We start from the raw sequence: 14,915 nt of genomic DNA, 5'->3' as shown, positions 1-14,915 counted from the left end.
AACCAACGTGCGGCGCGACTGAAGTGTGCCGGTCGAATTCTCATCGCCGCGCAATGTGCAATCTTCGCGCCTTTTCTTGGAACGCTCGATGTCGCCGGAGAGCATGCGGTGCCGACGGCGAGAACGGCCGACGCCCGGGACTTACGCGGACGCGTGCCGAGTCTCACAACACCTGCCATCCAGACCATTCGCCTCCACACACGGCGCATTGGCTCTTGGCAAATGCCATGCCGGATACGCCGCCGGTTCGTTTATTGGACCAGCGGGACGGTTGGAATCTTACGTTGCTGATTGGTCGGTCATTGCCCACCATCCGTCATGCGCCGCCTTGGGCGCGCCAGTTGCTGAACGCCTGGTGTGGCCGAGTCGCAGAAAAAAGTCACTGTGACGCGTTGCTTCCATTGTGTTGCGCCTTTGCCGTTGCACCGTTCACGTTGACGGAAGGCGTTGCAGCAACATGGTTGTTTCCGCCATTCGTTCGAGAATCACCTGAGGCGCCAAGCAGGAGGAAAACCGCATGTCCGAAAACAGTTGCCAACCAGTGTCACCGGAAATCCGGCGGTTGGGGAATTCAAAGAGTCTGCTGCTGTTGCTGATCCTCGTGCTTATCGGCGGCGCGTTGTGGCAATACCTGTCGATTCCGCACACTGCGCAATTTGTATCTTCCGACGCATCGGTCACAGCGCCGCTCGCCACACCGATTGCGGCCGATCGCACTGCGTGCCGGCCTCTCGGACGACGAACAGGCAACGATGAAACTCTTTTCCGACGCGTCGCCCGCTGTAGTTCACATCACGACGCGGGCCCTGGCTCGTGACTCGTTCTCGCTGAACGTCCTGGAAGTGCCCAAAGGAAGTGGCACCGGATTCATCTGGGACGAGCAGGGGCACATCGTCACGAATTTTCATGTTGTTGAGGACGCCAGCGGCGCGCAGGTGGCTCTGGCGGATCACTCAACGTGGCCCGCGGAGCTGGTGGGCATTGCACCGGATCAGGATCTTGCAGTGTTGAAAATTGAAGCTCCCGCCGACCGACTGCACCCGCTTCCACTGGGCTCGTCCCATGATCTGGGGGTTGGTCAGAAGGCGTTCGCCATCGGCAACCCGTTCGGGCTGGACCAGTCGCTGACCACCGGTGTCATCAGTGCTCTGGGCAGAGAAATCGAATCTGCCGGAGGCAGGCCCATCAGAGACGTGATCCAGACTGACGCGGCGATCAATCCCGGAAACTCGGGAGGACCGCTACTGGACAGTTCCGGACGACTGATCGGCATGACCACGGCCATCGTCAGTCCATCCGGCGCGTATGCCGGCATCGGGTTCGCCATCCCGGCCGACATCATTCGCTGGGGCGTGCCGCAATTGATCGACCATGGCAGTATTGTCCGCCCGGGCATCGCAGTTACGGTGGCTCCGGACAGCTGGATGGAACAAATCGGCAGAGATTCCGGCAAAGCGGGTGTGTTGATACTGGCGGCGGAAAAGGGAAGTACCGCCGAACGCGCCGGGCTGCGGCCAACTTCACGCGACGCCGCCGGCAACGTCAACCTGGGCGATATCATCACCGCAGTGAATGACCAGCCTGTCCGGTCGACGAGCGATCTGCTGGATGCCTTTGACAAACACAAGCCCGGCGAAGATGTTGCACTGACCATCCTGCGGAACGAAGAATCTCTGAAACTGTGGGTCCGGCTTGAGGCCGGTGAGTAGGATCCGCAAGCGTCTAAAATGCGGCCACACAGAGACGTTCAGGCGCACTTCGGGAATCAAACGAAACGGCCGCGAGTCTCCTGCGAGGTCGCGGCCGATATCAGAAATTCATTTGGCAGTCGCCTGGCGGGTTCAGCCTACGAAACAGGTGCCTTGCCTTTTCCCTTTGTCAGAGCATCGATGTGCCCGTGACCGTGGGCCGGGGCATCTCGTACGATCGTGGCGACATCGTTCTTGTAGTTGACCAGCACATGCTCACCAGTCTTGAAATGGTCAAGCTTGAGCGGTTCCTTGATCGTACCGAATTTGGTTGTGGCGTCGATCTTGAACTTATGATCCTTACCCGCATGGTCCTTAATCTCAATCGCATCCTTTGAGATACTCACGACTTCACCGGCGACCGGCGGAGTACCTTCTTCATGCGATTTCGTCGCATTTGCAAGCGTGTGCCCGTGGGGCGGCACTTCGGCGATCACCAGAGCTTCCGACCCATGGTATGTCACCATGACGTGCTCGCCCTTTTTGAAGTTATTCCACTTCAGCGGATGGGCAGCGGTTCCATACTTCGTGTGCGCATCGACCTTGAACTTGTGCTCCTTTCCAGCGTGATCCTTGATGCCGATCGCATCGCTGGTCAGGCTCACAATCTCACCCACGGCGGGTGGCGGACCTTCCTGGTGGGCCTTGACCTTCTCGGTCAGCTTTTCACCCTGCTTGTCTGGTTTTGCGGTCGTTGCCTGAGCCCAGGCTCCCGACGAAACCATGACGGACAACAGAACTGCTGCTGTGCCGACAACTACACGCGACAAAAGACTGGTTGTTTTCATGTCATTCTCCTTTTGAACTGTCACTACTCAGAATCCCGGTTGCGCAGCAACGGAGCTACGTTCGTTTCCTGATACACACAACGTCAGGCCATCCTACGGCAGGCTGCCGCACATTCACGGCAGGCTTCCGCACATGCCATCATCTGCTTGTCCGACTTCATTGTTTCGCATTCCGCAGCGCAGGCACCACACACCTTCTCGCAAAGCTGGCAAGTGTCGTTTGCCATTTCACAGGACCGCGCGATCAGCCTGGCCGACAAACTGCAGATCTCCTCACAGGTCAGCGCAATTTCGGCGGCGCGAACATGTTCCTTCATTCCGTTGCCGGCCTGCGTCAGGCAATGGTGCGCCGTTTCATTACACATCGTTTCACAATGCAGGCACCGGTCGAGACAATCCTGGTGCATCGCATTTCTGGCAGTCGCCTGCGGAGAGCTGCCGTTTTTCTTCTCCTGCGATGCTGCGATACTCGCCAAAGCCAGCGCTGCCGCTGTGGCAGTACCCGCAGTTGTCAACATTCGCCGTCGGTCCATTGGGAGCTCCTTTCGAAACCGGGACACGGGGGAGACCGTCGCGATTTCCAATTGGAATGCGACGCACGATCTCACCATTCTGCTCGTGGTACGCGTTCTGTATATCGAGCAGTGTGCTATTTCCGGTTGGTGGATTTCACCACGCATCAGCGACGCCATTTGGCCGCACACGGCGCTAATTTCGGTTCAATACCTGGACCGCGCGATGCACCCGGCGGAATGATTCAGCCGGACTCCCTGAAACTCCACGAGGCAATGCTCCGCATGCAATCCTGCCGGCGGCAAGCAGCGAGATCGCTGCAATGCTGAAGGCCCGCCAAAACTTCCGCTTCGACGGTCGCCGGCCGGATGGTGGATTTCGATAGAAGAGCGACTTGGCAATCTCCGCGGAAACCACATATCCGAGCACGATCAGCGCGATCGCAACGGCCAGCGAAGGCAGAACCGGGGACAAGCCCAGCACGCGGGTTCATGACAGCCAGGGCATCATCGACGGCGTCGCGAGCGATGGTCATTTCCGGCAGATCGGTCAGCAGATTCAGCAGCAGAATCTGCTTCGGCAGCAGCGGCTGGAAATTCAGAAACAATGACGCGCCCGCCATGCTGAACATGTTGCCGAAGTTTGCACTGGTCGCCATGAAGACGTACTTCATGGTGTTGGCGAACGTTCGCCGGCCTTCCCGCACGCCTTCAGCCAGCACTCCTGGATCGTGTTCCAGCAACACGATATCGGCGGCCTCCTTCGCGACATCGACCGCCTGATCGACCGAGATGCCCACGTCGGCGGCGTGGCGTGTCCATGCTCCGCGAGAGCGTCGCACCCCGGCAGACGGCAACCCGGCGGTGTTGTCGCCGGATTGCCGTTTCAGGGTTGCCGCGGAAAACGCGGACCTGAACTCACCTGACGGTCGACCGACCAGGGCTTCGGCTATCGCGGCGATCTTAGCTTTTCAGCCAGTTTCGCAAGCTCCTGTTCGATCGCCGTCAGGTTGGACGCGATCTGGTCCGGTGTGAACTCTATCGTCTCGTCCCAGTGGCCATACGGTGCATATCGGTCGTAGATCGTGCTGAACTCCGGTCCGTACTCATGGTTGGCCGAATGGGCCGCGGCGCGGACGTGATCGGCGGCGGCCATCAAATGGATGGCAGCGGTCTTCAGGTCGCTGACGGCCAGCGCTTTGCTCGCCCGGAAGTGATGGTGTTTTGCCAGGGCGGCCGAAGCGCGCGCGAACGCAGCATCCAGACTTTTCGCAGCAACCGGTTGGCCGGACTGAAGAGCTTCCGAGAAGTCATTCAACTCGGCACGAGCCGTGGACAGATCCGACGCGGTGTCCGCTTCAGCGTGGTTCTCAGCGTATTTCAGCCAGGTCACAGCCTTTTCGATTTCGTCACTCGCTTTCTTCTGCTCCTGTGCCCGATAGTGGATACGAGCGCGCTGCAGCGCGTCCAGGAAGTCATACCGCAGCGGATGCCACCAGTCCTCTTCGACAATGACCCATCCCGGCGATTCTGCTGGTCGGGTTGTCGTGGATTTCGGTGACGACTTTGGCGGGCTGGCAGCAACGTTTGCCGAGGCGCTCTTCAGCGTCTCACCCAATTCCTTCACAGCCATCTCGATTCCATCCAGGTGCTTTCCAAGCAGATTGTTGTCGACCGTCCGCTGCTCGGACGCCAGCCTGCCGTTCTCATCCACCTGCTCAAACAGTGAAATTGTGTCAGGCCCGTACTCGTAGTGCGCAGAATCGGCGGCGTGCCGCAGATGTTCAGCAGCGGCTTCCAGGTGCTGCGCAGCATAGCCGGCTTCATCTTTTCCAAGACTTTCCTTCGCCTTGAAGTAGTGCCACTCTGCCAGGGCGTGAGAAGCAGCGGCCAGGGCGCTATCCATGCGAGCCGCGTCCGTTATCGCACCCGCATCCAGATCCGTGGCCACTGCAGAAAGTTCAGCCATCGCCGAGTTCAGCTTTTCGCGGGTGATCGGCATCGCGTGGCCCGCGGCATATTTCAGCCAGCTCATTGCCTTCCGCACTTCGGTGGCGGCGGCTTTCTCTTCATTGCGACGAAAGTGGTAACGTGCACTTTCCAGTGCCTCGGCGGACTCAAACCGCAGCGGATACCACCAAGTTTCCTCGACAACGACCCAGCCCGGCTTGTCGGCGGGCCGTTCGCTTTCAGCCTTTGCCCTGGTTTCTTCGTCCTGGGCGACCGCCAGCGACGCCACTGTCGCGAGCATCCAGCCCGCAACTGCCATTCTGTGAAATTTCATATGTGATTCTCCCGAATTGCTTATTCTGAGGTGCTGTGATTCCATCGTTGAACTGTGAAGGACCAATTCAAAACGCGCGGTCCAGGGCACCGAAGTCCCAAATCACTCGACCATCCGGTGTCGAGTACACGGCCGGAAATTCGAAATCCAGGTCTTCGACGGGCAGGTCCAGCGCGCGGAGCAGATGATTGCGTTCATTGTCCGGCAGGTCCTTGCGGGTCAGGATCTTCTCGCGAATCTCTGTCCGCGTCCCTTCAAACTCCTGATGTTCAATCTTGCCTTCCTTCGTTTCATAGCCGATGTCCACTTTGAATCGGTCATTTCCCAGGCTCTTCATCGCGAGTGAATCGAAGCTGGTCCATTCTTCAGCCTTTTCAGAAACCGCCGGCCCCGGCGACGAGGGTACCAGCGGCGTGCTTCGATGCCGCCATTCGGGCATATGCCACATCGGGCGAAGCGACTGAGCGACCACCGGGACAGCATGCTCGCCCAGCGTCACAGTGATCTCCTGAGGCTTGCCGTCGCGTGTGACACTCAGTTTGACCTGCTTTCCGGCCTTGTCAGCGTGGACAAGCCCCAGCAGTTGTTCCGGTGAGAACAGCTTCTGGTCTGCGTACATCGTCAGGATATCGTGCTGCTTCAGGCCGGCCTTTTCTGCCGGCGAGTCCATTGCGACCTGGGCAACCAACAGACCCTGCTTGTGTTCCAGGACATCCTTCATATGCGCCCAGAACGCGGGATGCAGCGATTCCACAGCGACTCCCAGATACGCGAACTGCTGTGGCTCGTTCTTTTCCACAGTGGCCGTCTTTTTGTCAGTACCTGCAGGTTTTTGCGTGTCATCGGCGAATACGTGCCGACCAGCCAGTGTCGCGATGGTCAGACCGGCAAGGGCCATGACTTTCATCAGCTTGTTCATTTCAGCTTCCTCAATTGGATTGTGAATGTGCGAAAACGTGAGTCCCGCTTCAAAACCAACACCACGCGTCAGTTAGGGATGTCACTTCTTCTCCGGAGGCGCGTCCGTCTTTGTGGGAGGCGCGTTCGCCGGGACAGTCGCCGGCTTCGTCTCCACCCCGGCGGCACCCGCTTTCGTTTCTGTCTTCTTTTCCGTTGGTGCTTCCGTCTTCGCGGGAAGTGTGATCACCGGGACGGTCTCCTGCTTCGTTTCGGCGGCTGGAGTCGTTTCGGCAATCGGAGCGACCGGCTTCATGACCTTTTGCTCAGTCACACGTGACGTCTGGTGCTTTGCTGTACCGGACATCATTGCTTGATGTTTCGTTGTCCCGGCGGTGGCCGACTTTTCTTTGTTTGCCATTGTCTTTGCGGAACTTGCGCTCTCGGAACATCCGACCAGCGCGAGCGACACGAACAGCGCCAGCGCCACGCCGGCAAGACTGTGAACTCTCATCCCAACCTCCTCTGTGCAGTTTTGCACACTGTGCCGCCTGTCGGCCCGGAACGATTCCGGGCCATGCCTCGGCAGGCGGCTTGTCCATTCACGGCGACTCAACATGCGTGACTGGAGGGCCCCCAGATACTTGTGAGTTGCCGCGTTCGGGGGAAATTGTTGGAGGCTCGACTGTGGTATCCATCGAGCCAAATCTGATTCCAGGATGGTGGTTTCCGCCATCCGACGCCCGACACGCCAGGTTTCTGCCGGCCAGTTGCCACCCGATTGCTCAGCCCGCTCGTAGTGGTTCTTCATTGGCTTGCGATTCCTTGTTCGACCATGGTTGTTCCGGGATCATGCAGGTGCCGGTTCTCGTCCGACAATATCCCTGCTGAAAATGTCACCAGCCATTTGTTGCAGATTCGTCGGAACCCCTGCCGTTGTCCGCGTGTCGGAGTTCCGCGCAACGGTGAGTACAAGGTTCAAAAGGTGACCCAGACCAAACGGCTTGCGCAGGTATCCTGCCACGGGTGAGATCAATTCGTGGGCCAGTTCGTCCTGTGCGAAGTCGCACGAGATCAACACGACATCGATCAGCGGTGTGCGCGAATCTTCGCGCAGGCTGGCCAGCACGCCGGCACCTCCTCCCCACAGCAACTCGTACTCCAGCACCAAAACATCGGGGACCATTCGCCGGATCGCTGCAAGACATTGCAGACCATCCGTCACTGCGACGACGTCAAAACCCTGTCGGGAAAAGTACGACCTGTAGATTCCTGACAATGTTGCATCGGAATCCGCAAGAAGAATCAACATCGACATCACTCCTGTTGAACTGTGACAACGACCAGACCGAGCGAAGCCCAATGCATCGCCTCGACTCTGTCGCGAACGGATCCATTCTTAGGTTCTGGCACCATGCCGGCGATTCGCGGCGATTGCTGTTTTCGGTTAGGAGATTTCGCCACGGCTCTGTGGGCGAATGGGCGTACCGCCGCGAAATCGAAAGGCTTCCGCATGGCCATTCCGATTCGTAGAAATACCGATCCGTGTTCGTTGACTGGCATGGCTGTTGCTTCCCGAATGAGAGTGCCCGCCCGCCGCACAGATGTCGCCGACAGCCATCGTGTAAGGCGAGCGGCAGATAAGAATTTGCCAATGCAAATCGACAATCGCTTCACCCTCCCGTTGAAACGGGAGGGTATGTTCTCATCGGCCGCAGGCCCAAAAGGTTCGATACCCGGCGATATTCGCTTTGAATCAGCCTGCGTGTGTTCAATTGGAAAGTGCGAAATCGCCGGGCTGGCACAGGCATGGCGGTGATACGTCGCACCGGTCTGGAGCCGACGGAGATCGGATTTGAAAAATCAGATGACCAACGATCGGGAAGAATCCGCCGACCGCTCTCCGCATCAAACGCTCCGCCAGCGTGCGGAAGAACTGCTGTGCGTCAAGCCGTTCGAGGTGTCGACGATGCGGGCCGAGGATGTTCAGGCACTCGTCCACGACCTGAGCGTCCGCCAGATCGAACTGGAAATCCAAAACCAGGAACTCCGTGAGGCCCAAATTGAGCTGGCTCAAACACGCGACCAGTACGTCGCTCTGTACGAATTCGCCCCCGTGGGTTACGTCACGCTGGACAAACACGGCCGGATTCTTGACGGCAACTTTACTGCCGCCACGCTGCTCGGCGTCACTCGACCGGAACTGCTGAAGTCGAGTCTGGAGCAGTTCGTGAACCGTGGATCTCTGGATGCGTTTCGTCGGCATCGCCGGCAAGTCTTCTCCGAGAGTCCATCGGAGAAGGGCGACGGTGACGGTACGGCCACGTCTTCGTCTCTCGGGACGAAGCAGACCTGCGAAATTGAGATGTGCAGGGCGGACGGCAGTCCTCTGTTCGTGCGTCTGGATTGCGTGGCCTTTGATGTGGATGGCCAGCGGCAGTGTCGAACAGCGCTGATCGACGTCACCCGACAAAACTCAGCCGAAGAAGCACTGCGGCAATTCAACGATGCGCTGGAACAGCGAGTTGTGGAACAGACCAGCGAGATCCGTTTGCTCGCGAAAGCGACGGAAAGCTTTGGCGAAGGCGTGCTGATCACTGACGACGACCTGGACTGGCCCGGGGCTCAAATCGTGTTTGTCAACGATGCGATGTGCCGCATCACGGGTTACTCGCGCGAAGAACTGATCGGCCAATCACCGCGCATCCTGCAAGGGGAAGCCACCGATCGCGCGACGCTGAAGCGGATCAAGTCCGAACTGTCCTCCGGCCGCTCGGTTCTCGCAGATCTCACGAACTACTGCAAAGACGGCACATCGTACGATGCCGAGCTGTTCATCACGCCGCTGTTCGATTCCGACGGCCGCCGCACGAACTTCGTCTCGATTTACCGCGACATTACTCAGCGAAAGCGGGCCGAGCGTGAATTGCGCCGAATGTCGAAGGTTTTTCTCGACGCGAGCGAAGCTGTTTTTCTGAAGGACCTTTCCGGAAAGATCATCGATCTGAATCCCGCCGCGGAACGTCAATACGGGTGGTCGCGCGATGAGCTGATCGGGCGGTCAATGACAATGCTTGTTCCGCCGGACGAGCATCAACTGCGTGACGAGTTGAGGGCTCGCTGTATTCGCGGTGAAGCGGTTCGGGCGGTTGAAGTGAGGCGTCTCACCAAGAGCGGCCACATTCTGCCAGTGCTGTTGACGTCTTCTCTGCTGACCGACGAGCATAATCAGCCGGCCTGCATCGCGGATTTTTCAGAAGACATCACCGAACGGAAATTGTCCGAACGGGAATTACAGCAGCGGGAGCAGCTTTTGCAGTTGTTCGTGAAACACGTGCCCGCGCCCGTCGCGATGTTCGATCGTGACATGCGTTATCTGTTCGCCAGCCGGCGCTGGCGCGAGGACTACGGGCTGGGAGATCGGGAAATCATTGGTCATTGTCACTACGACGTGTTTCCCGCGATTCCCGAACGCTGGAGAGAACTGCACCGCCGCGCGCTGGCCGGCGAAGTGCTGCATGATGACGAAGATTCCTTTGTTCGGGCAGACGGCCGCGTGGAGTGGGTCAAGTGGGAACTGCTGCCCTGGCACACGGCGACCGGTGAGATAGGCGGCGTCATTCTGTTTAGCGAAGTCATTACCGATCGCAGGCAGGCGGAAGAAAGTCTGCGAATTAGCGAAGAACGCTTTCGGCAGGTCTTCGAGCATGCCGGCGTCGGTATCGCCATCGCGGATTCTCAGGGCCGGCTGCAACAGTGCAACCCGGCCTTCTGTACATTGCTCGGTTACCGCGAAGAAGAGCTGCGCGACATCGACTTTTCGTCACTCGTTCACCCGGACGAACGCGAAAGCAACCAGGCACAAGTGCATCGTCTGCGGGCCGAGGAGTTGTCGTTCATCGACACTGAAGTCCGCTATCTGCACAGGGACGGGCATGCGATCGTCGTTCGCAAGTTCGCTTCCATTCTGCACGATCACGTCGGGAATCCGGCACATCTGGTGGCCCTGGTGACGGATATGACAGAACGGCGGCTCGCCGAACAGGCCATCTATGACCGCGAGCAGCGACTGCGAGCCGTCCTGAATGCTGCCGCCGACGCGATTGTCACGATCGATTCACGGGGAACGATCAGGAACCTCAATCCGGCGACAGAACGGATGTTTGGATACGCTCAGGATGAGCTGATCGGCGAAAACGTCAGCATTCTGATGCCGCCGCCGTATTGTGATGAACACGATGGCTATATTGCACGCTACCTCGAAACCGGGAAGGCGGGGATCATTGGCATCGGTCGCGAGGTGCCGGGCCGACGCAAAGATGGTTCCACGTTTCCCGCTGACCTGGTCGTCAGCGAAGTCGATCATCTGGGCCTGTTTACCGGAATCATCCGCGATATCAGCGAACGCCGGGCGCTGCAGCGCGAGGTTCTGGCAGCCGCTGACGACGAACAGCGCCGAATCGGTCAGGACCTGCACGACGGTGTCCAGCAGGAACTGGCGGGACTTGGAATGCTGGCACATGCGCTGCTGGCGACATTGGCGAAGCCGCCCCAGGAAACAGAAAGCGGCAGTCCGCGGGATCCCCGCCGTTTGGCGCAGAAGATTCTGGACGGACTTTCCCGAGCTCAGCAGGACGTGAAGGCGATCGCCAGAGGAATGGTGCCCGCTCACCTGGACCGGCAGGGGCTGACGGAGGCCCTTCGCGAACTTGCTGTTCGGACAGACAGCACGGACGGTGTCATCTGCGCCTTTAAGTGCAGGCAGCCGGTCGAAGTCAGCGACAGCCCGACTCGCACGCATCTGTATCGCATTGCTCAGGAGGCTGTCACGAATGCCATCAGACACGGGCGGCCGGAACATATTCTGATCGAACTCAAGCACGCCGGCGGCGAGATCGTTCTGCAAATAGCGGACGACGGCACCGGCTTCGATGCAGCGGACAGGACCGAAGGTGTCGGGCTGGATACGATGCACTACCGCGCCAGCCTGATCGGGGGTCAACTGGCGGTCAGTCCCGTCAGGACCGGAGGTACACTTGTCACTTGTAAAGTCGGACGGAGGTAACGGAAGTGCCAAATCAAATGGTCTGTGCCAGGATTCTGATCGTTGACGACCATCCCATGATGCGGGACGGTCTGGCCACGCAGATCGGTAACGAAGCCGACCTTGCAGTCTGCGGCGAGGCGGACGACGCGGTTGAAGGTGCTCGGCTTGTCAGTGAACTGCGTCCGGACCTGGTCATCATCGATATCTCTCTCAAGTCGGGGCATGGCCTGGACCTGGTCAGGCAGATTCGCGAGCTACATCCGAAGACGAAAATGCTGGTCAACTCGATGTATGAGGAATCGATCTACTCCGAACGTGCCCTGCAGGCCGGCGCGATGGGATACATCTGCAAACAGACGGCCCGCGAAACGCTGATCACGGCAATCCGCACTGTACTTTCCGGCAGAACCTATCTGAGCCCGGAAATGACGGAACGCATTCTCAGAAGTCGCATCGGTGGCATGATCGAGCCCGGCGACTGCCCGGTGGAAAATCTTTCCAACCGCGAACTGGAGGTCCTGACACTGATCGGACAGGGAAAGACGACGCGAGCGATCGCCGACGAACTCTTTCTCAGCGTTCACACGATCGATACCTACCGCGAAAAGCTGAAGATCAAGCTTCAGGTGGCCAACGGAGCGGAACTCAACCGCTACGCCGTCCGCTGGGTCCTGGAAAACTCCTGACGAATGTTTCTCCGTCGTTGCACACACGACGCGCCGGCGAACGGTCACGGCGCTCCCTTTCACTGATCCACTGCGGATCGCCGGCCCTGGAGCCCCGCGCTGCCGTTGCGCGGCTACTGCGCGGAATTGCTTACGAACGCAATCTGTCTGCTGTCGGGCGACCAGGACGGGACATTGATCGTTCCCTGTCCGCCGTACAAATAGGCCACAACCCTGGCGTCACCACCGCCGGCAGGCATCGAACGCAGATAGACCTGCCGGTAAAACGGATGGTCGGTCGGTTCGACGTCCCCTGAAAACGACAGGAAGACAATCGTCTGACCGTCCGGCGAAACGTGCGGAAACCAGTTGTTGAATTCGTCGTCAGTCACTTGCTGAGGATCGCTGCCGTCAGCGTTCATGCGCCAAATCTGCATTCGACCGCTGCGAGTGGAATTGAAGTAGATGTGTTTTCCGTCCGGTGAGTACTCCGATCCGTCATCCAGCGCATCGGTGTCGGTCAGTGGAACTTCCTGACCTCCGGCGGCGGGAATCCGGTAGATGTTGAACCGGCCGGAACGTTCTCCCGTGTAAATCAGATACCTGCCATCCGGCGACCAGCCGTGCAGGTACGACGGCCCGTTTTGCGTCACCAGCTTTGGTTCACCGCCGGTCGCCGGAAGTGTGTACACCATCGACCTGCCGTCGTGGTCCGCACTGTGGCTGCTGATTCCCAGTTGCTGTCCGTCGAAAGACAACACATGGTCATTGTTGTTTCGGGCGGCCTTTCCTGTAGCAATGTCAGTCACCTGCCGGTCCGCCAGGCCAAACCGGTACAGCTTCCCGTTGCGATTGAAGATCAGCGCCCCACCGTCCGTCGTCCAGTTCGGTGCCTGCAGAGAATCAGAAGCCGTATGGACGACGCGACGGGTGCCGGTTTCCACGTCCATCACTTCCAGACGACTGCCGATGTAGTCCCGGTAAGGTCGAAAATCGTCCGGCGCGGGAATGGTGATTCGTACGTTGCTGAACCGGGCCTGTTCCACGACATCCGCGTTGTGGGAACACACAAACAGACCGACGTAGACGTCATCGCCAAGATCGACGCCGGTCAGTTCTTCGCTCGTCAGCAGGTCTCCGAAGCGAGCGACCGACATCGTAAACCGCCCGTCTCTGCGTTCCAGTTGAATCACATCGGGCCTCGTGATTGTGGACTTCACCTCTTCCGTTTTTGCGCCTTTGGACCGCCGGAACTGCATGGATGTCAGGCCGTCACCGTGGACGGCGACGTCGACGTAAGGCGAATCGGTATCCAGCGACGTGCGAATGATCCAGCCGAACTTGCGGTGCGGATCGACACCTTCACCAACCAGTTCACCCCGCGCGGTCAGAATGAAATTCCCCTGCAGTTTCTTCCACACGAACTGAAACTGATCTTCAGCCGCCCACATGTTGCTGCCGGAACCGGAAAGCTCAAACGTCTGCCCTTGCGGGGAATACGCCACGCCGCCGACATGCTTCACCGCTCCTACGTCCGCACGATCCGTGAACGGGCCGAGATCGCCGCCAACTGCAGTTTGCGCATTCAGCGGACCTGCGACGCCGGCGATCACAGCGACGACGGCAGCGATCACAGCCAGTAAGCGAACCGCCGCGTACGGTGCTTTGTCGGGGCTCGGGTAATGCTCAGTCATGACAGGTCTCCGGGATATGCAGAATCTGTTTCAGTCGCTTTCGGTTTCGCGGCTGCAGCATGGACTTTTCACGACGCGAACGTCAAGGCATGGCGCCGGGAACTCAGGCGTCGCGGATCGTCCCGGAGCCTATCTCAGAATTCACCGCCATGGCCTTCGCACTCCCGCGGAAGGAAGGCTTTGCGGTGGTTCTTGATCCGGCCGGCGCCGCGTGCGATGATCTTCCGGTCGCGGAACTTCGCGGCTGGCGGCATTCATTTCCAGGAAGCAAAGCCGCCGGCGATGTCCGCAATTCCAACTGTCGGGCCTCGACAACGCACCGCCGGATTCTGACGGTATCGACTTTTGACAGGAGGCACTGACATGCAGGGTTGTATCGCTCCCAGCGAGATCCCGGGAATCTCCAGCACCGAGGCGTCCGTTTTCGGTGCCATCGCGGAAGAACTGATCTACGCGGATTTTCTCAAAACGTACGTTCGGCAGGGCACGGAGGTGTTTCGGGATCACCACAATCCCGCCGCGTACCTGCTGTTTCTGGCAGCCAATAATCCGCATTTCACCGAACAGATGCAGCGGGATTACTTCGCGCGAGCGTGGGCGCAGAAGCTGGCGAAGATTCCCGATTTCCTGGTCCACAAGCCATCAGAAAAGGCATTCTATGAAGTCAAGCCGGAGTCCACGAACGGCATGAAGGAAGGTGCCGACAAGGTCGGCAAACTGAGCGCCGTTTATCTGCACTACCGGCTGCCCTATCGCGCGGGCAGCGTCTTCACGCCACGCGATCACAACATCGCGTCGTATGGCACGGCACTGCGAGTCTTTCTGCGCGTCCGCAGAGTGCTTCCGGGACTGATTGTTTACAAGCTGTGTCTGGAATCCAACGGCACACTTGAACTGGCGACTCTGGCTCTGCTGCTGGCCTACATCGTGCGGGAAATCAACAAACAGAAGGGGACCGGCGGATTTCGTCCCATCGATCTGGCGCCCGCCTTTCAGTCCAATCGGCAGCTCAGTGATCTTGCCAAAGCTCTCGGCATTTCTCTGGCGGTGGCGGCGACGGCGACTGTTGGCTGGAAGTATTTCTGGAAGGCTGTTGCCAAGCGCTTCGCCGCGCGAGGAGCGGCGGCGGCGCTGATGTCCGCCGCGGACGGTCCGCTGCCTGTGGGAGAACTGCTTTCTGCCGGACTGGCGATCTGGACGGTCATCGACATCATTCGACTCAGCGACGAACTCTGGCGCGACGCGGCCGAGATCGCTCGCCAGGGAGCGTGATCGACTAT

13 protein-coding genes are annotated in these 14,915 nt (G+C 59.0%); 7 read left to right on the top strand and 6 right to left on the bottom strand.

Annotated features, from left to right (window positions below; all coding sequences use genetic code 11):
* Window positions 1-752 precede the first annotated feature (752 nt).
* A complete protein-coding gene (locus tag R3C19_08735; protein MEZ6060433.1) occupies window positions 753-1,709 on the top strand; it encodes a trypsin-like peptidase domain-containing protein in 957 nt (318 codons plus the stop codon).
* A gap of 137 nt (window positions 1,710-1,846) precedes the next feature.
* Here the strand turns inward: R3C19_08735 and R3C19_08730 are convergent, their stop codons facing one another.
* The gene (locus R3C19_08730; GenBank protein MEZ6060432.1) at window positions 1,847-2,536 is read right to left on the bottom strand and encodes a hypothetical protein; all 690 of its coding nucleotides are present in this window, start codon (window positions 2,534-2,536) and stop codon (window positions 1,847-1,849) included.
* Between the two features lie 147 nt (window positions 2,537-2,683).
* On the opposite strand from R3C19_08730, the gene R3C19_08725 reads away from it, so the two are divergent.
* Complete coding sequence (locus R3C19_08725; protein MEZ6060431.1) at window positions 2,684-3,292, top strand: hypothetical protein; 609 nt, start codon at window positions 2,684-2,686, stop codon at window positions 3,290-3,292.
* Between the two features lie 151 nt (window positions 3,293-3,443).
* On the top strand, window positions 3,444-3,659 hold the full coding sequence (locus R3C19_08720) for a hypothetical protein (protein MEZ6060430.1): 216 nt from the start codon (window positions 3,444-3,446) through the stop codon (window positions 3,657-3,659).
* Window positions 3,660-3,997: 338 nt separating this feature from the next.
* Here the strand turns inward: R3C19_08720 and R3C19_08715 are convergent, their stop codons facing one another.
* The 4 genes from R3C19_08715 to R3C19_08700 all read right to left on the bottom strand — a co-directional run bounded on the left by R3C19_08715 (window position 3,998) and on the right by R3C19_08700 (window position 7,541).
* The gene (locus R3C19_08715; GenBank protein ID MEZ6060429.1) at window positions 3,998-5,332 is read right to left on the bottom strand and encodes a hypothetical protein; all 1,335 of its coding nucleotides are present in this window, start codon (window positions 5,330-5,332) and stop codon (window positions 3,998-4,000) included.
* A gap of 67 nt (window positions 5,333-5,399) precedes the next feature.
* Window positions 5,400-6,251, bottom strand: coding sequence for a PDZ domain-containing protein (locus tag R3C19_08710; GenBank protein MEZ6060428.1), 852 nt, complete (start codon window positions 6,249-6,251; stop codon window positions 5,400-5,402).
* Window positions 6,252-6,332: 81 nt separating this feature from the next.
* Window positions 6,333-6,743 carry a hypothetical protein gene (locus R3C19_08705; GenBank protein ID MEZ6060427.1) on the bottom strand — a complete coding sequence of 137 codons (411 nt, stop codon included), beginning with the start codon at window positions 6,741-6,743 and terminating at the stop codon, window positions 6,333-6,335.
* A gap of 336 nt (window positions 6,744-7,079) precedes the next feature.
* Entirely contained in the window at window positions 7,080-7,541 is a 462-nt protein-coding gene (locus R3C19_08700; protein ID MEZ6060426.1) for a response regulator, read from the bottom strand.
* Window positions 7,542-7,643: 102 nt separating this feature from the next.
* Here R3C19_08700 and R3C19_08695 point away from each other — a divergent pair, with 102 nt between their 5' ends.
* Genes R3C19_08695 through R3C19_08685 form a run of 3 tightly spaced genes read left to right on the top strand, consistent with a single transcriptional unit; the run spans window position 7,644 to window position 11,962 of the window.
* Window positions 7,644-8,048 (top strand): hypothetical protein, encoded by a 405-nt coding sequence (locus R3C19_08695; protein ID MEZ6060425.1) that lies wholly within the window; start codon window positions 7,644-7,646, stop codon window positions 8,046-8,048.
* Between the two features lie 48 nt (window positions 8,049-8,096).
* Window positions 8,097-11,294 (top strand): PAS domain S-box protein, encoded by a 3,198-nt coding sequence (locus R3C19_08690; protein MEZ6060424.1) that lies wholly within the window; start codon window positions 8,097-8,099, stop codon window positions 11,292-11,294.
* 5 nt (window positions 11,295-11,299) lie between these two features.
* Window positions 11,300-11,962: a response regulator transcription factor gene (locus tag R3C19_08685; GenBank protein ID MEZ6060423.1), complete on the top strand. Its 663-nt coding sequence runs from the start codon at window positions 11,300-11,302 to the stop codon at window positions 11,960-11,962.
* Window positions 11,963-12,075: 113 nt separating this feature from the next.
* Here the strand turns inward: R3C19_08685 and R3C19_08680 are convergent, their stop codons facing one another.
* On the bottom strand, window positions 12,076-13,635 hold the full coding sequence (locus tag R3C19_08680; GenBank protein ID MEZ6060422.1) for a hypothetical protein: 1,560 nt from the start codon (window positions 13,633-13,635) through the stop codon (window positions 12,076-12,078).
* Between the two features lie 363 nt (window positions 13,636-13,998).
* On the opposite strand from R3C19_08680, the gene R3C19_08675 reads away from it, so the two are divergent.
* On the top strand, window positions 13,999-14,907 hold the full coding sequence (locus R3C19_08675) for a hypothetical protein (GenBank protein ID MEZ6060421.1): 909 nt from the start codon (window positions 13,999-14,001) through the stop codon (window positions 14,905-14,907).
* Window positions 14,908-14,915: the final 8 nt, after the last annotated feature.

This window comes from Planctomycetaceae bacterium (genome assembly GCA_041398785.1).
GTDB lineage: Bacteria > Planctomycetota > Planctomycetia > Planctomycetales > Planctomycetaceae > JAWKUA01.
Note: the sequence above shows the minus strand (reverse complement) of the source record. Positions and strands in the feature narration are given on the sequence as shown.